Genomic DNA, 25,936 nt, shown 5'->3' on the forward strand with positions numbered 1-25,936 from the left:
ACGACGACAGTCGATAACACTACCGGGGCGCAGGCCCAACAAAACGTTCGAGACCAGGAGGTTGTAATGACGCAGGAATCAGTGACGCAGGAAAGAGTGACGCAGGACGCGATGGATGTGCAGCCGTTCCCGCTGCCCCGCCCCTCGGGATGTCCGTTTGACCCGGCCAATGAGCACCGGGCACTTCACGAGCAGGGCCCGATTTCACGTGTGGAGATCTGGAACAAAAGCACGCCTTGGTTTGTCACAGGGCACGAGGAGCATAAGGCGCTGCTTAGCGACCCCGCGCTGAGCTCCGACGTCCACCGGGCTGGGTTTCCCCACTTCAGCGAGGCGACCAGCCATCGCCAGACGGATGACGTGACCTTCCTGCACATGGACGATCCGGAGCACGCGCGACAGCGACGGATGCTGATGCCGCGGTTCACCAAGGCCCGCATGGAAATGATGCGGCCCGGGATCCAGCAGATGGTCGATGAGCATATCGACGCGATGCTTGCCGGCCCGAAGCCTGTCGATTTCGTGGACGCGTTCGCACTGTCAATCCCCTCACTGGTGATCGCCGAGCTGCTCGGCGTACCCCACTCGGACCTTGAGAAGTTCCAGGACCTGACCCGCGTCCTGGTGACACGGACCACCGGGGTCGACGACGCCCGTAATGCCCAGAACAACCTGCTCGACTACCTCGAGGAACTCATCAACCGGAAACTCGAGGCGCCTACCGACGACTTGCTTTCCCAGCTCGCCGTGGACCGGGTCCGGACCGGTGAGCTGACGGTGCGCGAGCTGGCAACGACAGGATTCCTCGTCCTCGTCGCCGGACACGAGACCACCTCGAACATGATGGCGCTGGCCACCTACGCCTTCCTTCGCGACCAGGAACAGCTCGACAAGCTGCTCGGCATGGACGATCCCAAGCAGATCGCGGGGGCGGTTGAGGAGTGCCTTCGCATGATCCCGATCTTCCAGATGGGCCGTCGTCGCGTCCTCAAAGACGACGTGGAAATCAACGGTCTCACGCTTAAATCAGGCGAGGGGATGATTCTCTCCTCTGAGCTGGCAAACCGGGATCCGAAGGTCTTTGAGAACCCCGATGTCTTCGACATCGAACGTGACGCCAGGCGTCACGTGGCATTCGGGTACGGCGTTCACCAGTGCCTGGGCCAGCCGCTGGCGCGCGTGGAACTACAGGTGGTGCTCGGGACGCTGTTCAAGCGGATCCCCACCCTTCGGCTCGCCGTCGACGAGTCGAAGCTCGAGTTCAAGAACGACGGCCTGTCCTACGGACTGGTCCGCCTGCCACTGACGTGGTAATCATCCAAACCAGAGAAAGTGAGTTCACCATGAAGGTCAGCATTTGCGAAGCAAAGTGCATCGGTGCCGGAGTATGCGTTGACGCGGCCGAGGAGGTGTTCAGCCAGCGTGACGAGGACGGAATCGCCATTGTCCTCGACGCAGAGCCCCGGGCGGAACTCCACGCAGCAGTCCGGGAAGCTGCAGTGAACTGCCCGGCCGGCGTTATTGAAATCCAGGAGTGACGGGCAGCCATCAGGTTAGTTCGGACTCAACAGCCACAACCAGCAAGGTGACAGTAAGATGACAGTCTTCGACGTCAATGAGGAAGAGCTTTCCGCGGTCAAGGCCGGATGTGCGGAACAACGAGGCGGCATAGACGTCAAGAACGTCGTGATCGTGGGTGCCGGCGTCGCCGGGGTCCGCACCGCCGAGCGGCTGCGAAGCAGGGGCTTCGATGGCCGGATCACGCTGCTGTCGGCTGAGCCGCACCTGCCGTACGACCGTCCGCCTCTGTCCAAGGACGTCCTGAGTGGCGACAGGGGCCTCCCTGTACTCCGAGCTGAAGAGGACTACCTCGACCTCAAGGTCGAGCTGCAACTGGCCCGCAGAGCACTCGGAGTCGACACGGACCGGCGCATCGTCCACACGGACGCACACGACCTGGCGTATGACGCGCTGGTCATCGCCTCCGGCGCCATTGTCAGACGGGTGCCCGGGGTCGACGGGCACGTGCTGCGGACCTGGGACGATGCACAGCGAATGCGTCGACTCCTCGGCCCGGGGGTGCGCGTCGGAATCATCGGCGCCGGACTGATCGGCTGTGAACTCGCTGCCAGTGCGGTCGCCCTGGGCGCAGAGGTTCATCTGGTCGACATCCTTGATGAACCGCTGATCAGGGTGGTCGGACCGGAGTTCGCCCAGATCTTCGCCGACATGCATCGCGCGCGGGGCGTACACCTCCATATGGGCCAGGCTGTCGAGGCTGTTGACCCGGGGGGCATCTCCTTGGTGGGAGGAGTGAGGATTGCAACTGACATGGTGGTCGAGGCCATTGGCGTCATTCCCGATGTCGAATGGCTGGCGGAGAGCGGCCTTTCCCTTGTCAACGGGGTAGATTGCGACGACGCAGGCCGCGCCAGCGCTGACGGCGTCTATGCAGTGGGCGACGTTGGACGGTGGGATGGTTCGCGTGCGGAGCACTGGAGCAGTGCGGTGTGGCAGGCGGATCGAGTTGCAGCAGACATTGTCGGCGGAGCCGTACCCGAACCGGAGATTCCCTACTGGTGGAGCGACCAGTACGACGTTAAGCTTCAGGGGGTGGGCACAATCGCCGACGCGGACGAGATCCACATAGGCAGTTTCGGTACGGCCGGCCGCCCGCTCGCTCTCTACGCGCGAGGCGGCACGGTTATCGGCGCCGTTGGCGTCTCCGTACCCAACGCCATCCGTAAGGCTCGCAACGCCATCAAAGCCGGTGCGATGCTCGAGGATGTGCGGGTCCTTCTGGACATCTGAGCTGTGCGTGAACACGTGCGCCTACAGCGCTCCCGTGACGGCCGGGCGCCGGATCAGTTCGGTTGCCTGGAGTCCAGGCTTTCAAACCAGCTCGCCACCTGCGCTCGGGTATTGAATCCCAGCTTGACGAGTATGTGATCGACATGTGACTCGGCAGTCCGCTGCGATATTACCAGTCGATTTGCGATCTCCCTGTTGGTCAATCCTTCCGCAATCAACGCTGCTACTTCACGCTCTCGGCGGGTCAGGGTTTCCCGGCGCGGCTCCACGGAGCGCTCCGTCTGCTCATCAGCACCGGACTCGTCCAGGCCGAACGCGATCCGGGCGTCCTGGGCCAGCCCAAGGCCCTTGTTCACCAGTTTGTGCATTTCCTTAGGGGACAGGGTCGCTCGCAGGGTCCGTTCGCATGCTTCCAGTCTTTGGCCACGTCCAGGGAGTGCATCGGAGGGAACCCCGATCGCGGCGTAGGCCGCGCGGGCGCTTCCTAGCAGGACCGCAGCTCGGTGGGGATTCGACGAGGTGGTGATTACTGCCAAGGAGTCCAGACACATCGCTATGCCAAGGCGGTCGTCCAGTAGAAGCTTGAGCCGAAGACTATCCTGGACATGTCGGGCCGCTTGTATAGGTTCGCCGTTGTGGAAGGCGAGAAGCCCCGCAGTGGCAAGTGAGAACGCCCGGAAGTACACATCGGCGGTTCGCTCTGAGACTTCCATGCATTCACGATGAAATGCCATGCCCCGGTCGATGAGCCCGGCCAGGTCGTGGGCTACTCCAAGCGGGCCCAACGTTTGCAACAAATGGTAGTCGTCGCCCTCGGCACGGAACCCGGCTGCCGCTTCCTCCAGATATTCAAGGGCCCCACCGAGGTTGTCGGAATACAAGGCGTGGATACCACGCGCCTGGACCGCCAGGGTCCGCGCTGTACCGTCCAGTAAGGTGTCTAACTCTTCCATTTCGTGCAGATACCGCCCCCCCCTTTCATGGCCACCGCTGATCGAATGCAGCCACACCACTGCATGGAGGGCCTCGAATCGAGGGAGGGTTGGATCCGGGGAGGCCGCAAGGAAGCGTTCCAACCACGCGATTCCTTCGCTGACAGGACCGAAAGTGGACCACAGATTCAGCAACCGAGTGGCCATCACCATCCCTGCCTCGGTTCCATCTCCGGAGTCCAGGCAGAAGAGGAGTGCCGCCCGGAAGTTCGAGTGTTCGCGGTGCATCCGGTGGAACCAGCTGAGCTGCTGGCCTGGGAGCCCCTTCGAGCGGGCGCCTGCCGCCAGGCCAGCATAGAAGTCGCGATGCAGCCGCTGCAGGGCGTCCCGCCGTTCGGAGGTGGCTACCTTTTGCTCCGCGTACTGCTGAAGCATCCCCAGCATCTGATACCGGACTTGACCGGATTGCTCTTCGCGGATGAGGATCGATTTCTCGACCAGCGACAGCAGGCCGTCAACTAGTTCTTCCCTGGATTGGTTCGGGTTGATGGCGTACACGGCGTCGAGTTCGAATCCGCCCGAAAATACAGCGAGGCTTGTCCATAGCTCTTGCTCACCGCGGGTGCACAGCTCGAAGCTCCAGTCGATACAGTTCTGTAGCGTACGCTGGCGTTCCGCGCCGCCACGAGGCCCGCTGGTCAGGAGCTGGAATCGATCCTGCAGAAGTCGCAAGATCTGGGCTGGCGCCAGGCCGCGGAGGCGCACGGCGGCGAGTTCCAGGGCAAGCGGTATCCCTTCGAGGTGGCGACAGATCGCCACCACGTCGTCGACGTTATCTTCGGTGAGATTGAACTGGCCGGTGGCTGCCCGTGCTCGATCGACAAACAGGCTCACACTCTCCGTGTGCATCGAGGCGGCAACAGTGGCAGGCCCGTCGTTGGGTACTGAGAGCGGCGGGACGGACAGGACATGCTCGCCGGCGCAGCCGAGGGCTTGTCGGCTGGTGGCGAGGATGCGCAGGTACGGGCAAGCCCGAAGAAGCGTCGTGAGAAGCTCGTTGCACCCGTCGATCAGGTGCTCGCAGTTGTCAAGGACCACCAATACCCGACGCTCGGAGAGGAAATCCATGAGGGCGTGGAGGGTGTCCTCATGTCCGGTGCCGCGAAGTCCGAGAGCCTTCGAGACGGTGCTCACCAGCAACGCGGGAGTTTTCAGCGCGGCCAGTTCCACGAACCACACGCCGTCAGGAAACGCGTTCCGGGCGCTGTTTGCGGCGCGAAGGGCTAAACGGGTTTTTCCTACGCCTCCAGGTCCTGTTAAAGTCACCAGCCTCGCGGAGGTCACCATGCTCTTCAGGTTTGCGCCGATTTGGCGCCGTCCAACGAAACTCGTCACATCCGAGGGGAGGTTGGAGGGTCGCGGTGCAGCGGCGTCGGGAAGCATCGACATGAGTGTACCCGCATAAGCGCCCGGGCGTTATGGAGATACGTAGCTGTCTCCGTATCCCCACCGATGCCACAAACTGCCGGACCTAGTTGACTATGACTTACATCACGGACCGAATCTGTTCATTGGAGAATGGCATGCACCGTACCGCCCCCGACCACCCCAACCTCTTTATCGGAGGGAGGTGGGTCGCGACCTCGTCAAACGATCGTTTTGAAATTGCACCTAACCACACCGGCAGCGGGACGGTCTCGTACCTGCTCCCGTCGTTCCTTGACGTCGAGGATGCGGTGGACGTCGCTCACCTTGCGTGCCATGGAGCCGCGTGGGTTTCGGCGTCGGCGTGCGAACGGGCCGCAGTTATCACCAAATTGCGCGACACTTGCCATCGCCACAGTCTCCGATGGGCGGGGCCGGCATTGGTGGCGGGTGACAAAGGTGCATACGTCTCGGGGGGTGCGGTCGTACGAATGCAGCCCGGGACCGCCGGGGACTGTAAGTCCCTTGCAGTCCCCGGCGGTCCCGGCGTCGTGGTAGTCGTTCCAACGCCCGGCACCCCGACGATAGATGTGGTGACGGCCATCGCCGCTGGCCTCGCGGATGGATGTGCAGTGATCGTGAGCATGCCCGCCGAATCAGTTCTAACCGGACGGCAGATCGGCGACGTACTGGCCGAGGCGGGCGTTCCGGAAGGTCTCGTCAGCGTCTTGTGTTCTACGAGATCAGTGAGTCGGTATCTGCAGACCCACCAGGATATAGATCACGTAGTCGTCGTTGGTGCCGATACCAGCAGGCCAACAAGCTTGGTGGCATGAATAGGCATTTAAAAACCCAGCAAGTTGTGCTATGAAAACCCAGCAAGTTGTGCCAGGGAAGGAAGTTTCATGGGAGTCCACATAGATTGGCTGGATTTGGTGGGCAGCCAGGTTCGGGTTCAAAAGGAAGGGCGAACTATCCGGACCGGCCGCGTCGAGGACGTAGCAGTCTCTGCGGGTCTACTCTGGCTGGAAGCCGACGGGATCGAATCGCGCGCTCTTTTTGGGGATGCACTTGGCCATAAAATTCTGCCAGTACCTGAGCCGGTCGGCAGCCAGCCATGAGGCCCCTCACCTTCACGGAACAATTCGACCAACCAGCCTGACGGCTGCGGTCATTGTTTTCACTCTCTCCGCATTTAGGGTCCATCTGACGGCAGGCACCCCTTATTAGCAGGCATTCGCGGTGACTGTCGGCGAGAGGCTGTCGGCTGGTAACAACTCTGAGTAGACTGTAGACAGGGCTACGAGGGCGCGGCCCATCGGAAGGATGAGGAAAATGCCGGCGAGAAGCACAGTAGCTGCGAATTCGACAGACTTGGTCGCGCGGGTCAGTCTGCGGGATCAGGCCGTCGACTTACTGCGAGGCTGGATCGTCCGCGGCGAGCTCGAGACTGGAACGAGGCTCAACGAAGTCGAGTTGGCCGCGAAGATGGGGATCAGCCGGGGCCCGCTCCGTGAGGCGATCCAGCGTCTCAGTGCAGAAGGACTGATCGATTTGCAAGGCGGCCGGGGTGCTTTTATCCGAGAGGTCAGCGGTGATGACGTCCGTCAAATGTACGAACTACGTCAGGTGTTGGAAGTGGCGGCGGTGAAGTTCGCCGCTGAGCGCATCAGTGACAATGATATTGCCAGGATCGAGGAGATGATCTCGGATATGGACCGTCGGTCCAAGGAGGATCCGCCCACGGCCCATACGGTTGATTCCGATTTCCACCTGAACATTCTTCAGCTCGCGAAGAATTCTTATTTGGAGCAGACCGGAGGTGAGCTCCAGACGCAGTTCCGGATTGCGCGCCTTCGCACGGGAGTCTCGCCGGGGCTGACGCGGGAGGCGCGCGATGAGCACCGGGCCATCCTCGTCGCCGTAGCGGCTGGGGACGTTCGAGCCGCGGGCAAGGCAATGACATTGCATCTGCGCAAGTCACTCAGCCGATTTACTGCCATGTCTGGTGATGTCGACTAGCGTCTATGGCGTTTACTCCTTCGAATGGTCGCCTGATGGTGAAAATCGACGCTGCCCTGACCTAGCCCTCGCCGGAGACGCTGCCCTGACCTAGCCCTCGCCGGAGTGGTGCGTGTGGTTACGGAGGTGTCTCACTGGTGCCGTGCCACGCTTGATGCCTCCTGAAAGCCCTCAGGTGCGTCTGCCGCGGGTTGCTCGAATAACGGCAACGCATCAGTATCCGCCCCATCCGCCCAGGCAGAATTGTCCAGCTGGATCAGCCGAGCGCACTGCACCCGGAAGGCGCCTCATGCGGGCGGATCCTCCTCGGCGTTCGTCGGGCAGTGGGAGGACATAAAGCTATGCTCTGCCTCCTGCCCTCTGCTGCTGGATGGATGCACTCTTCTGAAGCCGCCGTGCCAGCGAGCGTCAATGTACCTAGGCACCCGACTCATTCGGCAGTTTTCAATTAACTGTTGACAATACCTCTTCGGACTGACATTCTTCTGCTGTGCCGTGAATCACAACAGCTAGCTACATCGCTGACCAGGACGGCGCCTTAGCCGCCTCGATGCAAACGAGGATCATAGAAAGAAGAAGTCGATGACGACTAAACGAGCACAAGAGCGAGCAACCAGCAGTTGCGGCACGTTGGAGATCTTTAGCTGAACAGCCCGGCGTCTGGACGTCGCAGCGGGGCCGAAAGTTGTCGGACCTGGCGCTCCGAAATACAAAAAGAGCAGATCCCGCCACGGGCTCGTGGAGCAAAACCCGCGCTCTGAATGTCCACAACTCACAATCGGACCCCGGCGTCGACGGGTGGCACCCCTATGGCTGATGCCGTCACTAGCGACGAAATGTGTGCAAGTGAACTCAGGCTGGTACAGCCACCGCCCTTCAGTCAAGCCGTCCCTTACCCCATCTGGAGAGATTAGTGACCATAGAATTAGAACAAACCGGAGATCGTGCAGCATCCATGAAAATGCGCCGCAGGAGCAGCGTCGCGGCCATGCTGGGTACCATGATTGATGCCTCCGATCTTGTGATGTATGCATACCTGACGGTCTACACAGCACCGTTATTCTTCCCGAATCAGAATCCGCTGGTTTCGGTGCTCGCGACTCTTGGGGTCTATGCCGTCGGATTCCTGGCTCGACCTATCGGTGGCATTCTCTTCGGACGAATGGGTGACCGCCGTGGTCGGCGGGCGACCCTGGTAGCCACGCTTTTGCTCATGGGCGGCTCGACACTTCTGGTGGGACTCATTCCGTCTTACGCAGCCATCGGAATTTTCGCTCCGATACTGGTGTTGCTCGCCAGGATTGCCCAAGGCATCGCGGCCGGTGGTGAGGTGATGGGTGCAGCTACCTATGCCTTGGAGTCAAGTACGCCTGGGCGGCGTGGCTTCTACAGTTCAATGACGCCGTTGGGGTCGATCCTTGGCCTGGCCGTGGCTCCTACCGTGATCGGACTAACGACGCTCGCCGTCGGACCTGAGGCGATGGCCGCATGGGGTTGGCGGATCCCGTTCGTCGTTGCCGCCATCATCACCTTGGGTGTTCTGACCCTTCGGCTGAAAGTCGAGGACAGCGCCGAGTTCGTCGCCCTCGAAAAGACCGGTGGCCTTTCCCAGACTCCGCTGCGGGAAACCTGGCGCAGCCATAAGGCCACCATCGGATGGACCATCGTCATGGGGGCCGGTGCACTCTACATCGTGTATGCGATCCCCGTGTACCTTCCTATCTACTTCACGACATCGACCGAACTATCACCTGCTACAGTTCCGTGGATTACGGCCGGTGTCATGTTGCTTACCGCTCCAATGGTGGTTGTAGGTGGGCTGTGTGCGGACCGGTTCGGTCGCGTCCGTTTCCTCGTCACCATGCTGGTCATTTTGGGTATCGTCGGCTATCCATTGTTCCTGGTTCTTTCGAGCCACGGGGCGGGGACGATGACGATCACACTCACCTACTTTGGGGCGATGGTCCTGTCCAATCTGGCGCTCGCAGCCCTCTACCAAGCGTTTGCCGATGTTTTTCCGGCACGAATCCGATACACAGCAGCGGCCATCGGCTATAACATCGGCAACATGATCGGCGCGGGATTCGGTCCACTGGCATCGACGGCGCTGATCCAATCAACGGGTAATTCGAGTGCGCCCGGCTTCCTTTTCATTGGAGGTGCCATCCTGGGCATCGTAGGACTGGTAGCGGTAACTCGACTCCACAGGGCGCAGCCGCAAACCGAGCCCGTAGGTGAGCTCAACGGCGCCCGCTAGACAATATGAAGTGGGGCCACGTACGGAGAGTCGGGACTGCAACTTCGCATTCCGACAGGCTGCGTAGGTTGCGGGTCCTGTTTCCCTTCCTCGACCACAGGGACACAAGGGCGCATTGACGTAAGAGGGCCTCACGGTGAGGTGTGGCTTGCTGAAGGCTGCACGAATTGCCGGAGGCCCTCTGGCCTCCCAGCATCATTCAACGGCCATGACGACCTCAGAGGAGCAGCAATATTATGGATAACAATAAGAAAGCGAAAGTGATTCACGGATCCACCATGGCGTACGTCGAGTCCGGCCAGGGTGACCCCATTGTCTTTATCCACGGCAATCCGTCGTCGTCCTACATCTGGCGGAACATCACACCGCATGTTGATTCTCTCGGACGGTGCATTGCTCCGGACCTCATTGGGATGGGCGATTCGGACAAGCTGGAGCCGAGCGGACCCGATCGATACACGTTCGTGGAGCATCGCGACTACCTTGATGCGCTTCTCGAAGCCCTCGGGGTCGACCAAAACGTCACTCTTGTTGGACAGGACTGGGGCTCAGCGCTCGCGTTCGATTGGGCGAACCGCAATCGTGAAAAGGTCAAAGGGATTGTCCACACAGAAGCGATACTTCGGCCCTGGACCCCTGGCTGGATGCCCGGAGCCGAATTTCCAATCGAGGGAAACCTCGAAAGCTTTCTCGCGCTCCGGACGCCACTTGGCGAGCAACTCATTCTCGAACAGAACGTCTTTGTAGAGGGAACCGTAGTTGAAGGAACAATGCGCAAACTTGGGGCCGAGGAATTTGCCGAGTATCGTCGACCCTTCGCTGAACCTGGCGAAGGACGTCGGCCGACCCTGACATGGCCGCGGCAGATCCCGTATCAAGGGCAGCCGGCTGACGTCGAGCAGATCATCTCCTCTTACGCGCAATGGCTGCCCAACTCAGACGTCCCGAAGCTATTTATCAACGCCGAACCCGGGTTCATCATCGATGAGAACACCCGTGAATGGTGCCGGACCTGGAAGAACCAGACCGAAGTGACAGTCAGGGGTAAGCACTTTGTGCAGGAGGACTCACCTTCGGAGATTGGAAGTGCAATCGCAGATTGGTACCGATCGCTCAATTGATCGTTATAAGAATCGGCAAGTGGAGGCGAGATTGCGTCGCCCAAACCGGGCAGAGGAAATCAGACGCACCCGGCGTGGACCAACAGGCCTTCCGCTCTTCATCGTTCGTTCCGTGCTGACCGAAGGGGGAGGTGTTGTGAATCGTCCGGGCGAGTAATTCCAAGGGGTGCAGCCTGGCGCGGCTTGACGCATTGTAAGCAAAAGGGTGTCCGGAATCAGCGCAATCGTCGTCGACCTGGGGGCTCACGTGGACACCGATCTGGACATCCTTGCAGATGATTCCCCGGGAAGACCGCTGACCTGCTGGAGGCACATCCCAAACGAATTCGCCTGTCTCCGGATCTGTATCGCGCTCAAGATCAGAATCTTGGTCTGCATCGGCGCGGCTGCCCGTTGGGTTCACTCACCGGGGTAAAGCCGAACCTGGCTGTTGGGCCCAGTCCCGGCTGCGGTGGGCATCGCGTGTTCGACCGCGACGAGGGCTTGGACGGTCCACGCCGGGAGCGATGCGCAGGTATTCAGCGGAGAAGTGGTGTTGTTCGATCTCGCGGCTGCGGCGATTGTAAGCGGCCATGAAAAACTGCCCACTGACGGCCACGAAAACTGCCCGTTGGTGGCCATGAGATCTGCCCACTTGCTTTAGTTAGCCCTGCTGTTTAAGCGGCGGGAGCCTCTTCCCGGGGTTTGATGACGGTGTCTAGACGCACCAAATCGCCCGGGAAGAGGCCCTAATGAAGTTTGACGGAGAATCATGGAAATACTTGCTGCCTATGATCTGACCGGATCGTTGCGCGCCGCCGCAGAACTCGCGGGCTGCTCGCACCACACGGTCGCCAGGCACGTCGCTGCCCGGGACGCGGGCCAGCCGATCGCCGTGCCGGTCTACCGGCGCCGGGTCACCGATGCGTACTTGCCCAAGATCGAGGAGTGGATCGAGCCTTCCAAGGGCAAGATCCGCGCCGACAAAGCCCACGAGAAGCTTCGTGCCCTCGGTTATGAGGGCTCGGAACGCTCGACCCGCCGGGCCGTAGCGCAGGTCCGCGCCGCCTGGCGGCTGGGCCATGTCCGGGTGCACCGGCCTTGGGTGACCGAGCCGGGCCAATGGATTCAATACGATTTCGGCGACGGCCCCCTGATCGAGGGGAAGAAGACCGTGCTGTTCGTGGCGTGGCTGGCATGGGCACGGTTCCGGGTCGTGATCGCCCTGCGAGACAGGACCGCGCCGAACGTGTTCGCGGCACTGGACCGCACGTTCCGTGGTCTGGGCGGCGCCCCGACCTACGTCCTGACCGATAACGAGAAAACGGTCACCGTTTCCCATGTTGCCGGGGTCCCGGTCCGCAACCAGCAGACGGTCGACTTCGCCCGCCATTACGGGGTGACGGTGTTGACCTGCCAGCCGGCCGATCCCGCGTCCAAGGGCGGCGTGGAGTCCTCGGTGAAACTCGCCAAGGCCGACATCGTTCCCAAGGACACCAACCTGCGCGCCGAATACGCCTCGTTCGGCGAGATCGAGGCAGCCTGCGAGGCGCTCATGGACGAGGTCAACCACCGTGAACACCGGGCCACCCGCCGCAAACCCGCGGTGATGCTGGCCGAGGGAAGCGCCGCGGTTGCACCGGATCCCGGACACCGCACACACCGTCGCGTTCGGCCTCTCACGGGCCGTCCCGGAGAACACTCCGATGGTCCACCTTCGAGAACGGCCAGTACTCCGTCCCGGCATATCTCCTCGGCGCGCGGGTCTTCGTCAGATCCCACGGCGCCGGACCCGACGAGCAGGTCATCATCGTCCACCACGGCAGCCAGGGGCCGGTGGAAGTCGCCCGGCACCGGCGCGCCCGGCCCGGCAGCCCGGCAATCGACGACGCCCACTTTCCGGACCACCGGCCCAGGATTCCGGGCGATTACACGGCAAAAGCCAGGACGGCCGCGGAAGCGGAGTTCCTTAGCATCGGTGACGGCGCCCGCACCTGGTTGCTCGAGGCCGCAGCGGCGGGCACGGCCCGGATGAACGTGAAGATGGCCGAAGCGGTCGCTCTGGCCAAGATCGCCGGGCAGGCCGAAGTTGATCATGCTTTGGGGACCGCGGCCATCCACGGACGCTTCGCGAACAAGGACTTGGCCTCGATCCTGAACGCCGCGGGTTCACGCACTACAAACCCATGCCGCCGGGGAAAGCCGGTCCCTCACCCAAGGCACCGCGGGGTGGGCGGCGATTGGCCGCCCACCCATAACCGCCCATGCAGCTACCGCTCTGGAGGAAAGCGCATGAGCCCGGTCCCGGCCACCGCACCGGCGTTGCCCGCGGAGCTGGAGGCGCTGATGCGGCAGTTGAAGATGCCACATGCGCGGGCGCTGGCGCCGGAACTGATCGCGACCGCCCGCGCCCAGCGCTGGGAACCGGCCGAGGTCATCCAAGCCCTCTTCGTCGAGGAAGTCGCCGGCCGGTCCCGGTCCATGCTCGCCACCAGGCGCAAGGCCGCGGGCTTCCCGACCGGCAAAACCTTCGACACCTGGGACCCTGCAGCCTCCTCGATCCCCGCCCCGACACAGCAGGCACTGCGGACACTGGAATGGATCGGAAGGAAGGAGAACGTCGTGATCTGCGGCCCCTCCGGCACAGGCCAAACGTTCTTCCTCGAAGCCCTCGGCCAGCAGGCCGTCGAGGCCGGCATGCGCGTCGCATGGTTCGGGCTCGAGGACCTCGGCGCCCTCATGCGCGCCCACCGCTCCGATGACAGCGTCACCAAAGTAGTCGCCCGGATCCTGCGAGCAGATTTAGTGGTGGTCGTTGACATCGGCCTATTGCCCGTCGGCACCGACGCGGCCGAAGGCCTCTACCGTCTCGTCGACGCCGCCTACGAGAAACGCTCCATCGCGGTCTCCTCAAACCTGCATCCCGCCGGCTTTGACGAGCTCATGCCAAGGCTCCTGCACCACGCGCACGTATGCCAAACCTGAGGGGAATCAATCCGCCTCAGCCAAGCCCTGGCCGGAAAAGGAGTCACCCCGATGAACTAAACCAAAAACCCAACATGGCCAACGCCGCCGCACACCTGGTGGGCAGATCTGGTGGCCATGAGTGGGCAGTCTTCATGGCCGCCAGCGGGCATTTTTGCTGGCCGCCTGTGGGCAGAACGTAATGGCCATTGACAGGCGATGGTGGTGCTGAATCCTGGGATGCTCAGGTGGCCATCCATCCAGCCGCGTCCGGGATGTTGTTTTGCGTTCCGGGACGTTCCTGGCACCGCGGGCGCTGACCAGCATGATGTCCAGCCCGCCGTCCTGAATCGGTTCCAACAGAAGGTGCCTATGTTCCCGGGCGGGCGGATAAACAACACCTCTGACATTCGTCCTCGACGGAAACAATCCAGTACTCGAAGCCCGTGTTCATCCCGCCCGCCCCGATACGCCGGCTTCGGGACCTGACCCTGTAGCAATTCGACCTTTCAGGGTGCGGACGGTCTGCTGGACGTCGCGTTTTTTAATGACGTGGTCGCCTCGTTGGGTGCGGGCGGCTGCATCCCCGTGGGCGTGACCGTAGGCCTCGTCTAACCTCGGCTAGTCGTGACCGTGGCCGTCTGGCACAACGATTGTATGGACAAGCCGTCCGCTGCCCACTGACCGCCTACGACACTGACCCCTTGGAATTACTCGTCCAGGCAACCGCCGCAAAGTCATGCCAGCAAACTGTGGGTCCCAGGGTCCAAATTGATGGTCTTAAGCTCGAAGTAGGCCTCGACCCCCTCGCGTCCAGTGTCTCGACCAATGCCCGAGGCCTTGACCCCGCCAAAGGGTGCCTCTGTGTTGTAGGCGAAGGCATTGACACTGAATGTCCCCGTCTGGACGGACTGGGCGACATGCAGAGCTGCCACCGGATCCTGGGTGAACACGGCGCCGTGAAGTCCGTAGTCCGAATCGTTTGCTATAGCGATGGCTTCTTCGAGGGTGTGATACGGCACCAGGGCGACAACCGGGCCGAAGATCTCCTCGCGGCAGATGCGCATCGAGTTGTCGGCCGAGCCGAAGATTGTCGGCTGGACGAACCATCCACGCTCTTGATCGCGAGGCCGTCCGCCACCGGCAAGAAGTTTCGCGCCCTCCGACAGACCGGAGGCAATGAATCCCTCCACAATGTCGCGTTGTCGCCGACTTACAAGCGGGCCGGTAGTCGTGGCAGGATCGAACGGGTTCCCGACGTGTAGCTTGGCAGTTTCCGCCACCAGCGCGTCGGCCACCTCGCGGTACCGGTGCGTTGGGATCAGGATACGGGTCAGTGCCGAGCAGATCTGCCCCGAATTCGCGAATCCACCGATTACAAGTTGGGGGATTGTGACGTTGAGGTCCGCGTCTTCAAGCACGATGGCGGCGGACTTCCCTCCGAGTTCAAGTTGGACGCGGGTGAAGTTTCGTCCGCAGACTGCCCCAATCTCTCGGCCCGCCGCGGTGGACCCAGTGAAGCTGACCTTGTCGACCTCGGGATGGGCGACCAGCGTCTGGCCGGTCTCGCGGCCGCCGGTCACTAGGTTGAATACCCCGTCCGGCACACCAGCCTGGCGCAGCGCCTCGGTGACATGGAACGCGTCGAGTGGGGATTCCGGTGCCGGCTTGTACACAATGCTGCACCCGGCAGCCAAGGCTGGGACGCTCTTCATCAAGATTGAATTGAAGGGGCTGTTCCATGGCGCAATGGCCGCGACGACGCCGACCGGTTCGCGCACTACTGCCGCGACGACCCGGCCCTGGCGAATCTCGGATCGTGGGAGGGCGCCCGCCTGCTCGACGAACCAACGTCCCCGCGCGAGGGAGTCCGGGACCTGCCGGGCTGCAGCGGTGATTGGCAGTCCCATCTGGGCGGTCACGAGCTGGGCAAGGTCGTCGACCCCTGCATCCAGTATGCGGAATGCCCGCTCCAGCACTGTGGAACGCTCGTCGTGGGAAAAGTTACGCCAGTCCCCATGGGCAAACGCGGCGCGCGCGGCTCCCACCGCGCGGTCGACGTCGGACTGTCCGGCAGCTGGCACCTCCCCGATGATCTCCTCCGTTGACGGGCAGACGACTTGGATGCGCTCGACGGACGCCGGCCGAATCCATCTCCCATCTATGAAGTTTTGATCGTGGCTGGCGACCATAGATTGCCCGGCCATCATCGGTTCATGTATCCAGCGTCGACGGACAGGGTTACGCCGGTGATGTACTTTGCGTCATCGGAGGCGAGGAACACCATCGTCTGACTGACGTTGATCGGATCCAGGGGCGGCTGGTGCATGGGGTTCTGGAACTTGGGACCGGCAGCGATTTCCGGAAACTCTTCCACGAATGCGCGGTACCCGTCGTTGATGACCATCGGCGTCGCGGTCCCGCCGGGGTGGACGGTGTTTACGCGGATGCCATGCACGGCTAGCTGCGAGGCATATAGCCGCATGAGGCCGACGACGCCGTGCTTCGCTGCGCTATACGCGGCCTGCCCGGGCAGGGTGTTCAGTCCGATGCTACCCAGACCAGCAGCGGAGCTCGTAATGAGAATCGAGCCCCCCTGGCCGCGCGCAATCATCCCGGGGAGGGCGACTTCCATGGTGTGCCAGACGCCGGTGAGCATGGTGTCGATTCCGTCGAACCAGGCCTGGCGTTGCGCACCCTCGTTGATGACGGGCATGATTCCTGCATTCGCCAGAACCGTGTCGACGTGACCGAACTCGGCAATGCCGAGCTTGTAGGCCGCCTCAAGCGCATCCCGGTCCCGCACGTCGGCCACCTCGGCTATGATCCTGCCGCCGACACCCCGCACGAGCTCGACGGTTTCATCGAGGTCCTCCTTGGTGGACATCGGGTAAAAGACGCTGGGTATTTGATCGCAAATGTCGACGGCGATGATGGCCGCACCCTCCTCGGCCATCCGAATTGCGTGTGAGCGGCCCTGGCCGCGTGCAGCGCCAGTGATAAACACGACCTTGTTGTCTAGTCGTCCCATGGTGAGTCCTTTTCTGCAGGTTTCAGATATCGAATACGAGCCCCGGGTGTCCGGTGTGTGGGACCCATGCGTACATGATTTCGACGGCGGTCGGTTTGTCGGCAATGTGGATCAAGACTGCGATGTTGGCCGTCAAAGTTGGGCCGTTGGTGGCCTGGTTAGGTTCGTAGCTGACCAGTCCCTGTGGAGCGGGGTGTGATTCAAATGCTATGTTGAGTACTGTAGAATGTCAACAGTAAACAGAAGAGTTGAATGACCAACCTGCTGTTGTCAATTTACCTTCGGGCTGGGAAGCCCCGAGGTGCGGATTGAGATCTCACGGCGGGGTTGGTTAACAAAGATGCGCAGAGCGAGGAGTAGGGCATGGAGCAATCGGACCACGGCAAGGCCCCAGCCATTGGCATGGCGGCCATCAGAGATGCACGGCTCGCCGACAAGGTAATTTTGATTACCGGTGTCGGCGGGGCCATTGGCCGGGAGGCAGCCCGGCTGTTTGCTGCGCACGGCGCCACCGTGGTCGGGTGCGATCTGGATTCCGACGCATCCGCGGAAAGTGTGCGGTCGTTGTATGCCGATGGCCTCGATCTGGATGCGTCCGCGCCGGTCGATCTCCGGGACCGGAGGCAGGTCTCCGCTTGGCTGCAGGCCGCGGTTGCTAATCATGGCCGGATTGATGCGGTCTACAATAATGCGGTTCGCGCTCGGAAACTGCCGTTCGAGGGCACCAGCGATGACGATCTCGACTTCACTTTCGGCAACCAGTTTGGGTTGACGTGGAATGTTTGCCAAACGGTGTGGCCCCACTTCGTCGAAAGGGGCCGTGGCACGATCATTAACTCGTCGTCCGTGTCGGCGGTGCTGGGGTCGAAGGGGCTGCCCTACTCTGCGCATGGCGCCGCCAACGCCGCCATCCTGTCCCTCACCCGACAGCTCGCGGCGGAGGGTGGCCCCCACGGCATCCGCGCGAATAGCCTGACCATTGGAATCATCGGCACGCCTCCGGTGTTGCGGCTGACCGCCGAGCTGGGGGAGACTTCTCCCTACGCTGGCCTCATTAACGCGACGGCCACCGGCGTCGCGGGCACTCCGCTGGACGTTGCCTACGCCGCCCTCTACCTGGCGTCCGACGAGTCGCGCTGGGTTACCGGCACCAGCCTGACGGTCGACGGCGGGGCGACGGTTCTGTTGTGATCCCGCGAGTGCCAGCGGAACCTTGGCGCCGCAGGCGAAGCGAGGAAGCAGACGCTTGGGCCAAGCCGCCGTTTGCTGGAGCATGCCAGTGTCGTCGATGGTTCGGTGGCCTGCCGCAGTGATTTGAAGAACCGGGATCCCGCGCAGGGGTGTCTGGTTCCACGACATAGTTCACAGGTGAAACTTCACCGGTGAGTCGGGGACATCGTTCACACTGTCGTGGTCGAGCGTGATTCATGTCGAAGCAGAAAGTCATCGTCCTCGCCGTCCGTAGTCAGGGCCTGGGAGTCACGGCCGCAACCGGCCGCTGCGGCGTCAGCCGCCGCTGGGTCCACGAACTGCTCAGGCGCGAAGGAGAAGGGGGCATGGACGCGCCGTCGAGCCGCGGCCCAAACGCTCGCCGAGCAACCCGAAGCGACCACCGAAGCCGCTACCAACCGAATCCTGTCTCTGCGTATCGAATTGGCCGCTGCCGGACTGGACGCCAAGACCCGTCACCATCGCCTGGCACCTCGAACGCGAAGGACTGGGCCCGCCCTCGACCTCCACGATCCGCCGGATCCTTCACGCCGCAGGCTTCATCACCCCCGAACCGAAGAAACGACCCAAAGCCTCCTTGGACCGCATCGAAACAGACCGGCCCAAGGAGACCTGGCAATCGGACTTCCCCCCATTGGCCCTCGTCGACGCGGCCGACACCAAGATCCCGAACTTCCTTGGCGACCGCTACCCTTACCTACTCGCCTGCACCACGTTCAGACCCGTCACCACCGTCGTGGCCACCGCCGCGGACTGAGGCCTCCCGGCTTCCACTCTGACCGATAACGTCTACACAACCAGCCTCGTCGGCCGGAGCGAAACAGGGAGACCACTGGCGCCAACGCATCAACGGCTTCGACAAATTCGGGCAACGCACCCTCCACCACGCCGGCTAGTTCCGCCACATCGGCATTCGCTGCACCCGTGCCAGCAAACACGTCCTCATGCTCATCCACGACGCCGACGTCACCGTCAGCGATGCTACCCCCCGAGGGATCATCCGCGAACTCACCATCGACCCAAATCGGGACTACCCAACCCAGAAACACGGGCAAAAGAAAAACACGCAGGTCTGAAGACCGGGGTGTTACTGATGACTCGAGTCGTCCGTGAGGATGTCGGAAGCGTCCCGGGAATCATGCCGCCTGTTTGTTGGCGGCGTCGTCGGGTAACGAGCCGATTAGTAGATCGTAGTATGTCTGTTCATATTCCTCGGGTGTCTGGTGTTCCAGGGCGGAATGCAGGCGTTCGTTGTTGTACCAGTGGACCCATTCGAAGACGATCTGCGTCACGTCGGTTTCGGTCTAGAACGCCCCGGCGCGGAACGGTGAATTTTTCGCAATGGCTTCGTTTTTGAACAGCCCATCACGGTCTCGGCGGCGGCATTGTCATAGGCGTCGCCGACGCGGCCGATGCCCTCCAGGGCCAGGGTGTCGGTGTATCGGATGGAGGTGTACTGGCTGCCGGCGTCTGAGCGATGGATCAGTCCCGCCGGTTGCCGGGCGGCCGGTGTGTTCGCGCCGCCACAGGGCCATTCGCAGGCAGTGGACGAACGCGGTGTCCTGACGGTGGACGTTTCCCAGCCGACGATCGCCCGGGAGTACAGGTCGATGACCAGCGCGACGTGAAGGGATCCGGAGTAGACCGGGACGTAGGTGAATCAGTGACCCAGATCCGGTTCGGGGGGCCTCGGCGGTGAAGTCCCGTTTCAGCAGGTCGCCGGCGCGGCGGCGTCCTTGCCGGGGATGGTGGTGCGCGTCTTGCGGCCTCTGATGAGGCCGTTCATCCCTTCTTCGCGCATGAGCCGGTCCACAGTGTGTTTGGAGGCCTCCGGGAAGCCGTTCCGGCGCAGCCACTGCGTCATTTTCCGCCGCCCGTAGATGATCTCGGGCGGCGGACGTCCCTTCGCATCTGGAACTTTCTGGCTGCGAAGCGTGTCGGTGATACGCGCGTCTTCGATGGTGCGCAGGGCCGCCAGGCGTTTCTTCCACGCCCGGTAGGTTCGTGCGGCGACCTGCACGCCCTGCTCCCGCAGGACGGCACAGATGACTCGACCGCATAACCAACAGCGCGCATTTCATCGATGAATCGACAGATCAGCGGCGGCGAGGGTCGAGCTCCCTCGCGAAGAAAATCGAGGCCTGTTTGAGGATCTCGTTGGACTCCTTCAAGTCCCGCACCTCCGCCCGGAGTCGCTTGATTTCCTCCAACTCATCATTACTCGGTCCGGTCTTCTCCCCGGCATCGACCTGGGCCTGGACAACCCAGCGGCGCAGCGATTCAGGGCCGACCCCGAGCTTCGGCGCCAAGGCCTTGCTGGCAGAATAAACAGACGGGTACACGGACAATCGAGCCAAGATCATGCGCACGGCACGGTCACGGACTTCGGGCGGGAACTGCTTGGGCATAGTCACTAACTTTCAAAGAAGATAGCGGCATCAAGCCCGGGACGGTTCAGTCTCGAATCATCACAGGATTCGGCGGGGTACTCGTCACCGCGCCGATCGGACGTCACAAGACCTATATACAGGTTGTGCCTCACCGGCTCCTGCCCAAACGGAATCTACTGCTGCTCTCGACCGGACCACTCCTTTTGCAGTTCACTGTTATGCGGCATCAACACCATGCCTCGAGCCGATTCGCGCGCGCTAGAGCGAGGCGACGAACCGGGAGGGTTTCAACTTCCGGTCGCGGGGGTGCGAGGCCGGCATCGCTGACAGCAACGTCCGCGTGTATTCGTGCTCCGGATTCTGGAAAAGTTCCGCGGTGGGACCGGTCTCCACAAGTTCACCAGCCTTCATCACCGCCACTCGGTCGGCAATGACTTGCACTAAGGACAAATCATGGGTGACGAAGAGATACGCGAGATCACGCTCGGATTGAAGTTCGCGGAGAAGGTTGATGACCTGTGCCCGGACCGACATGTCAAGTGCGGCGACGGGCTCGTCACAGACGACGACCTCCGGGTCGGTGGTGAGCGCTCGGGCGATCGCAACGCGTTGCAATTGCCCCCCGGACATCTCGTAGGTGTACCGGTTGAGATGGGCTTGGGTTAGCCCCACACGCTCAATGAGCGCAGCGACTTTCGCGTCGCGCTCGTCCGCGCTGTAGGTGCCTTGGGCCAACATCGGCTCGTGCATCGAGTAGCGGATTGAACTGCGGGGATCCAGAGACTTGAAGGGGTCCTGGAAAATCATGGTCGCCCTGGCACGAATTTTCCGCAGCGCACTTCGCGACAGAGCGGTGATGTCCTCTCCCAGGAGTGAGACTGTGCCCCCCTCGGGCTCCACGAGTCGCAGGGCCATTCGGCCGACTGTAGATTTCCCCGCTCCGGATTCCCCGACCAGCGCCAGCGTCTCACCGTGAGCGATCGAAAAGTCCACGCCGCGGACGGCCTCATGCCGTGCAGTGGCGCGTCCGAGAAGATTCCGGCGAATGACAAAACTTTTCTTTAGCCCTGACACTTGGAGGGCTGGAGTCGTGCGAACGTCTGATTCAGTCATAGAAAGCCTCCGATAGATCAAGAGTGCCGGACCGGATGCACCGGACCTGGCCGCCGCGTGGTGTTGGCTGCAGCGGCACGAAGCCGTCCAGACATTCCGGGGCGGCGTAGGGGCAACGAGCCGCGAACCGGCAGGCGCTGATGAACTGATCTGGCTGTGGCACTACGCCGGGGATCGCACCCATCTTTTTTTCGTGGCGGACCACGTCAGGCATGGAGTGGATCAGCCCAGCCGTGTAAGGGTGTTGAGGATTGTCGAAGAGATCGAGCACGGGGCCAGACTCGACGATGCGACCGGCATACATGACTATGGCCCGGTCACAGACCTCAGCAACTACGCCTAAATCGTGGGTAATCAGCAGGACCCCGATCCCAGACGCCTCTTGTATTCGGAGGATCAGCTCAAGAACCTGTTTCTGAACGGTGGCGTCCAAAGCAGTCGTGGGCTCATCGGCTATGAGCATCTTCGGATCGCAGGCGAGTGCCATGGCAATCATTACGCGTTGGCACATGCCGCCACTAAGCTCATGTGGGTATTGGTGGGCGCGTTGGGACGGATCATCGATTTCCACGAGGTCCATCAAATCGACGGCCCTCGCCCACGCTTCCTTGCGCGATGCCCCCTGATGTTGGCGCACGGATTCCGCAATCTGGTCACCGACGGTGAACGCAGGGTTCAGGCTCCGGCGCGGTTCCTGAAAGATCATGCTCAGCTCCACACCGCGGACCTTCCCAAGTTCCCTCCGCGACATCGTGGTGAGTTCCTTGCCGTCGAGTCTGACTGAACCCGACAACTGAGAGTTGTGCGGCAGCAGCTGCATGACTGACAGCGATGTAACAGTCTTTCCAGATCCGGATTCACCAACCAGCCCGACGACTTCCCCGGCGCCGACCGAGAACGAGACATCGTCGATCAACGTGACGTTTCCATGGGGCCCCTGTACCTCCAGGGAAAGATTCTCCACCGTTAAGAGCTCCTGAGTCATGAGAGGGCCCGCACTCCTTAGTGTCATTGCTTCCGACATGTCGACTCCTTATCGTCCCGTGGCGTCACGCAGGCTGTCACCAAGCAGGGACAGCATCAGGATTGCCAGAATGAGGATCGTTGATGGGGGAATGATGATCCAGCCGTTCTGGGCAAGCCGGTCAAAGCCTTCCTTGGCCATTGATCCCCAACTGGGGTCCGGGGGCTGAATGCCGAGGCCGATAAAACTCAGACTTGCTTCCGCGACAATCGCAACCGACGCCGCCAGGGACACCTGGATCACGAGCGGTGCAACGATGTTTGGCAAAATGTGGAACCAGACGATGCGAAGTGGTCCCGCCCCGGAACTCCGTGCGGCCTCCACGAAAGTCTCGTTCTTGACCTCGACTGTTGTAATGCGCGTTAGGCGGAAGAACCGTGGCAGTAGCAGGATGCCTATGGCGATCATGGCATTTTGCAGGCTCGGGCCCAGCGCGCCGACAATGCCGACTGCGAAGAGGATCGGCGGCAGCGACATCAGTACATCGGTTAGGCGGCTGAGAAGGCCATCCAGTGGACCCTCCAGATACCCGGCAATGAGACCCAAGCCGACGCCGCCGATAAGCGAAATGGTCAGTGCAAGCACGCACGAGGCCACGGCGGTCCAGGTTGCACACATAAGCCGGCTGAAAATATCACGTCCAAGATTGTCGGTGCCCAGCCAGTGAGCCGTTGAGGGCCCTTGCATGCGGGCCAGCAGATCTTGTGCCGCTGTGTCGTAAGGAGTCCATATCAAGGACAAGACGCCGAACAACACGATGGCAATCAACAGCGCCAAGCTGGCTAGGCCAACCCGGTCGGCCAGAAACCGCTTTGTTGTCCGACCCATGGGTCGTTTGCGCCTGGCCTGTGGCCGTAGGGGAGTGGTAGAAGCAGAAGTGGTCATTGAGTACGCGTCCTCGGATTCAAGAAGCCGTACGAAATGTCGACGGCAAGATTGGTGATGATGACTATCAATCCGCTGACGAGGACAACCCCCTGAAGGATTGGCATGTCGCGCTGGAGCACGGCTTCTACTCCGAGCTGCCCGAACCCACGGATGTTGAAGATTGCCTCGACGATCACAGCTGCACCAATTATCCTGCCTACCTGAAGACCGAGAATCGTGATGAATGGGATGGCGGCGTTCTTCATTGCGTGTTTGCCCACGATTCGTAGGCGGTTCAGGCCTTTGGCGTTCGCCGTTCTGATGTAATCCTCCTCCAAGGTATCGACCAGCGAGCCGCGCATCATCCGAGTCAACTCGGCAAGGCTGATCGTTGCAATAGCCAAGGCCGGGAGAGCCGCGTACTTGAACCATTCACCAAAGCCCTCACTCATGGGCATGTACCCCGTCGGAGGAAAGATACGCAACCCACCCAGGGCGAACCAGCCCACCAGTATGGCTGCGAATACGAAGGGTGGTACGGCCAATAGGAAGACGGCGAGGCCGGTGATTCCGCGATCGAGCCACGATCCCTTGTTGAGCGCTGCGATGATGCCCAAGGGGATACTCGCGACCACGGAGACGATCATTGCGAGGACTACCAGCGATAGAGTGCGTGGCAAGCGACGAGAGATGATATCGGTGACGGACTCCTTCGACACGTAAGAGGTTCCAAGGTCTCCCCTCACCGCGCCGGAAATATAGCTCACCAGACGGTCGAGAAAAGAGCCATCCAGCCCGAGGCTCCGGCGGACCTGTTCGACGGCCTCGGGCGATGCGTCAGGGCCCGCCGCTATGGCTGCAGGATCTCCCGGGGCCAACTGAACCATCACGAAGACGATGAGGATCAGCAGGAACAGCAGCGGAATCAGGGAAATCACCCGCTGCGACAAAAATCGCAAAGTCATAGTTTTCCTAGAGTTGAGTGTTGGGCGGCTGCCGGCGGGGACCGGGAGAGTTTCGGCCCCCGCCTGGCCTGTCAGTCCTTGAGGACCGACACATACCGCATATCGACCGGGCCGTGAGTCGGCGCGAAGTCGGCCTTATCGTTCAACCCCTGAACTTTTTTGTCGGAGGCCCACAGTGTGCCAAAGCTCGAGAGGGGCACCGACCACGCATTCTCTACGACATACCGGTCGATTGCCCGATATGCCGCCTCGAGCTCCTCCGCCGAGGCCCCGCTGTTCGCCCCTGTCATCAGCGACTGGAACTTCGGCGTCACCCCGCCCGGGTTGAATGACGGCCGCAGCCAGCGATACTCCGATCCTGTATATGGCGAGGTCCCGGAAGTGACAAAGGTGAGCGCGGCAACGTCTTTGCCCTTCGCGAACCGAGACAGGATTCCGTACACATCCACCGTCTCCAGCTTGGCGGAGATTCCAGCCTCGGCAAGCTGCTGCTGGACCACTTCGGCCACGCCAGGTGTTGAAACGGAACTGACCAAGATGGTGCCCAAGTCGATGCCGTCAGGGTGCCCGGCCGAGGCCAGAAGCGACTTTGCCTTCGCCGGGTCGTAGGAGTAGGTCTGCCCGACACTGGGATCGTGACCGGCCAAACCCTCACGGTTGTACTGCCACTTAGGTTTCGACTTTGGAAAGAAGGCCTGGGTGATGGTGTCCCGGTCGAGAGCGTAATTCAGGGCCTGACGCACCAGCAGATCGTCGAGGGGTGATTGCTTCCAGTTCAACACCAGGTCTTGGCCCTTGCCCTGATCGATTTGAATGGTGTTGAGGTTGGGGTCGCCCTCAAGGTCGGCGAGCTGGTTCGGCATATACTGACCAATGTCGATCTGTCGGCCAAGCAACGCGTTGGTGAAGGCTTTGCTGTCACCGATCCCGACGAACACGAACCGTTTGACCTTAGCCGCCTCCGGGTCCCAGTAGTGGGAGTTCTCCCGTTCCATCGCCAAAGATTCGCCGGGCACGAATGACGACAACTGATAGGGGCCCGAACCATTGACCTCGGTGGCCGGGTGGCCATGGGCGATAAGATCCGGGTGCATGATCATCCCGGCCGTCTCGGCCAGTACGGCCGGGATGGAAGGCACGGGCGAGGAGAGCGTCAGGGTGACCTCGAAAGGGCCGGTCGCCTGCACATCATCGACCATTGCCAGACGCGACTTCACTACAGGTGAGTTCAGGGTTCGCGCACGATCAAGGTTCGCCTTGACCACCTTGGCATCCAATGGGGTCCCGTCCTGGAAAACCACGTCCTGACGCAGCTTCATCGCTAGAGTCGTGCCGGCCGCCTCGTAGGACCAATCCGTCACGAGGTGCCCCTTCACCTCACCGTCGCTACCGATGTGGAACAGGCGGTCGTACAGACCCCAGAGGCCGAAACGTGATGACGAGTCCTCGGACACCGCCATGTGGGGGTCGAGGGTGTCGGGTGCGCCGGCGTAGCCGACGCGTAGGGTTGCCTCGTTATCGATTGCGCCCGGGTCGGCGCCAGTCGAGCCGCCGCCGCCACCGCACGCCGCGAGTAATCCCGCCAGTGCCAATGCTATTGCCGTGATCAGTCCCATCGTCATCCGACGCCAGCGGACTCCCGCATACCGATACCGTGTCACTTTTACGGCCATGAGGTGCTCCTGTTCTGTGGTTGCTTTTGTGGCGGGGCCGGCCGCATCGCCGCCGAGGTCGCGAAACCGACCTGTCCTAGGGTTCACGGGAAGGGGTAGCCTCCGCTCCCTGACATGATCTACGACACATCA

Annotated in this window: 21 protein-coding genes and 2 pseudogenes; 11 read left to right on the top strand and 12 right to left on the bottom strand. The window is 61.7% G+C overall.

Features of this window, described 5'->3' with window-relative positions:
- Positions 1-66: 66 nt before the first annotated feature.
- From IAQ70_RS13940 to IAQ70_RS13950, 3 genes are read left to right on the top strand one after another with little or no spacing between them, the layout of a single operon-like run.
- Positions 67-1,314, top strand: a complete 1,248-nt coding sequence (locus IAQ70_RS13940) for a cytochrome P450 (protein WP_223860060.1) — start codon at positions 67-69, stop codon at positions 1,312-1,314.
- Between the two features lie 29 nt (positions 1,315-1,343).
- Complete coding sequence (locus IAQ70_RS13945) at positions 1,344-1,538, top strand: ferredoxin (RefSeq protein WP_190989916.1); 195 nt, start codon at positions 1,344-1,346, stop codon at positions 1,536-1,538.
- A 58-nt stretch (positions 1,539-1,596) separates the two neighbouring features.
- Positions 1,597-2,811: an NAD(P)/FAD-dependent oxidoreductase gene (locus IAQ70_RS13950; protein WP_190989917.1), complete on the top strand. Its 1,215-nt coding sequence runs from the start codon at positions 1,597-1,599 to the stop codon at positions 2,809-2,811.
- A 53-nt stretch (positions 2,812-2,864) separates the two neighbouring features.
- Here the strand turns inward: IAQ70_RS13950 and IAQ70_RS13955 are convergent, their stop codons facing one another.
- Positions 2,865-5,192, bottom strand: a complete 2,328-nt coding sequence (locus IAQ70_RS13955) for an ATP-binding protein (protein WP_190989918.1) — start codon at positions 5,190-5,192, stop codon at positions 2,865-2,867.
- A gap of 467 nt (positions 5,193-5,659) precedes the next feature.
- Between IAQ70_RS13955 and IAQ70_RS23360 the strand changes: the two genes are divergently transcribed.
- From IAQ70_RS23360 to IAQ70_RS13985, 6 genes and pseudogenes are all read left to right on the top strand, one after another.
- Positions 5,660-6,004: an aldehyde dehydrogenase family protein gene (locus IAQ70_RS23360; RefSeq protein ID WP_223860086.1), complete on the top strand. Its 345-nt coding sequence runs from the start codon at positions 5,660-5,662 to the stop codon at positions 6,002-6,004.
- Positions 6,005-6,503: 499 nt separating this feature from the next.
- Positions 6,504-7,190 (top strand): GntR family transcriptional regulator, encoded by a 687-nt coding sequence (locus IAQ70_RS13965; RefSeq protein WP_190989920.1) that lies wholly within the window; start codon positions 6,504-6,506, stop codon positions 7,188-7,190.
- Positions 7,191-8,103: 913 nt separating this feature from the next.
- Entirely contained in the window at positions 8,104-9,447 is a 1,344-nt protein-coding gene (locus tag IAQ70_RS13970; protein WP_190989921.1) for an MFS transporter, read from the top strand.
- 236 nt (positions 9,448-9,683) lie between these two features.
- Positions 9,684-10,568 (top strand): haloalkane dehalogenase, encoded by an 885-nt coding sequence (locus IAQ70_RS13975; RefSeq protein ID WP_190989922.1) that lies wholly within the window; start codon positions 9,684-9,686, stop codon positions 10,566-10,568.
- A 751-nt stretch (positions 10,569-11,319) separates the two neighbouring features.
- Positions 11,320-12,843, top strand: a pseudogene (istA, locus tag IAQ70_RS13980) (IS21 family transposase).
- On the top strand, positions 12,840-13,532 hold the full coding sequence (locus IAQ70_RS13985; RefSeq protein WP_190989923.1) for an ATP-binding protein: 693 nt from the start codon (positions 12,840-12,842) through the stop codon (positions 13,530-13,532). Before istA ends, IAQ70_RS13985 begins: the two are co-directional and overlap by 4 nt.
- A 716-nt stretch (positions 13,533-14,248) precedes the next feature.
- Here IAQ70_RS13985 and IAQ70_RS13990 read toward each other — a convergent pair.
- Both IAQ70_RS13990 and IAQ70_RS13995 read right to left on the bottom strand, forming a co-directional pair.
- Positions 14,249-15,703 carry an aldehyde dehydrogenase gene (locus IAQ70_RS13990; protein ID WP_223860062.1) on the bottom strand — a complete coding sequence of 485 codons (1,455 nt, stop codon included), beginning with the start codon at positions 15,701-15,703 and terminating at the stop codon, positions 14,249-14,251.
- A gap of 14 nt (positions 15,704-15,717) precedes the next feature.
- Positions 15,718-16,542 carry a mycofactocin-coupled SDR family oxidoreductase gene (locus tag IAQ70_RS13995; protein WP_190989925.1) on the bottom strand — a complete coding sequence of 275 codons (825 nt, stop codon included), beginning with the start codon at positions 16,540-16,542 and terminating at the stop codon, positions 15,718-15,720.
- Positions 16,543-16,905: 363 nt separating this feature from the next.
- Here IAQ70_RS13995 and IAQ70_RS14000 point away from each other — a divergent pair, with 363 nt between their 5' ends.
- Positions 16,906-17,733, top strand: a complete 828-nt coding sequence (locus tag IAQ70_RS14000) for an SDR family NAD(P)-dependent oxidoreductase (protein WP_190989926.1) — start codon at positions 16,906-16,908, stop codon at positions 17,731-17,733.
- A 616-nt stretch (positions 17,734-18,349) separates the two neighbouring features.
- The gene (locus IAQ70_RS22785) at positions 18,350-18,529 is read left to right on the top strand and encodes a hypothetical protein (protein ID WP_223860063.1); all 180 of its coding nucleotides are present in this window, start codon (positions 18,350-18,352) and stop codon (positions 18,527-18,529) included.
- A gap of 379 nt (positions 18,530-18,908) precedes the next feature.
- Here the strand turns inward: IAQ70_RS22785 and IAQ70_RS23365 are convergent, their stop codons facing one another.
- The 9 genes and pseudogenes from IAQ70_RS23365 to IAQ70_RS14035 form a co-directional block, all read right to left on the bottom strand.
- Positions 18,909-19,064 carry an IS3 family transposase gene (locus tag IAQ70_RS23365; RefSeq protein WP_407682591.1) on the bottom strand — a complete coding sequence of 52 codons (156 nt, stop codon included), beginning with the start codon at positions 19,062-19,064 and terminating at the stop codon, positions 18,909-18,911.
- A pseudogene (locus IAQ70_RS23370) lies at positions 19,061-19,420 on the bottom strand (hypothetical protein); the annotation flags it as partial. The gene IAQ70_RS23365 and the pseudogene IAQ70_RS23370, both read right to left, overlap by 4 nt.
- A 60-nt stretch (positions 19,421-19,480) precedes the next feature.
- A complete protein-coding gene (locus tag IAQ70_RS23375; RefSeq protein WP_407682592.1) occupies positions 19,481-19,792 on the bottom strand; it encodes an IS3 family transposase in 312 nt (103 codons plus the stop codon).
- Between the two features lie 76 nt (positions 19,793-19,868).
- Entirely contained in the window at positions 19,869-20,180 is a 312-nt protein-coding gene (locus IAQ70_RS23380) for a transposase (RefSeq protein ID WP_407682593.1), read from the bottom strand.
- Between the two features lie 240 nt (positions 20,181-20,420).
- Entirely contained in the window at positions 20,421-21,275 is an 855-nt protein-coding gene (locus IAQ70_RS14015; protein WP_190989927.1) for an ATP-binding cassette domain-containing protein, read from the bottom strand.
- The gene (locus IAQ70_RS14020; RefSeq protein WP_223860064.1) at positions 21,268-22,260 is read right to left on the bottom strand and encodes an ABC transporter ATP-binding protein; all 993 of its coding nucleotides are present in this window, start codon (positions 22,258-22,260) and stop codon (positions 21,268-21,270) included. The genes IAQ70_RS14015 and IAQ70_RS14020 overlap by 8 nt, the downstream gene beginning before the upstream one ends.
- A 48-nt stretch (positions 22,261-22,308) precedes the next feature.
- Positions 22,309-23,127 carry an ABC transporter permease gene (locus IAQ70_RS14025; protein ID WP_190989928.1) on the bottom strand — a complete coding sequence of 273 codons (819 nt, stop codon included), beginning with the start codon at positions 23,125-23,127 and terminating at the stop codon, positions 22,309-22,311.
- Between the two features lie 53 nt (positions 23,128-23,180).
- A complete protein-coding gene (locus IAQ70_RS14030; protein WP_190989929.1) occupies positions 23,181-24,131 on the bottom strand; it encodes an ABC transporter permease in 951 nt (316 codons plus the stop codon).
- A 71-nt stretch (positions 24,132-24,202) separates the two neighbouring features.
- Entirely contained in the window at positions 24,203-25,804 is a 1,602-nt protein-coding gene (locus IAQ70_RS14035) for an ABC transporter substrate-binding protein (protein WP_190989930.1), read from the bottom strand.
- Positions 25,805-25,936: the final 132 nt, after the last annotated feature.

Origin of the sequence: Pseudarthrobacter sulfonivorans, assembly GCF_014712225.1 — a bacterium.
Taxonomy (GTDB): domain Bacteria; phylum Actinomycetota; class Actinomycetes; order Actinomycetales; family Micrococcaceae; genus Arthrobacter; species Arthrobacter sulfonivorans.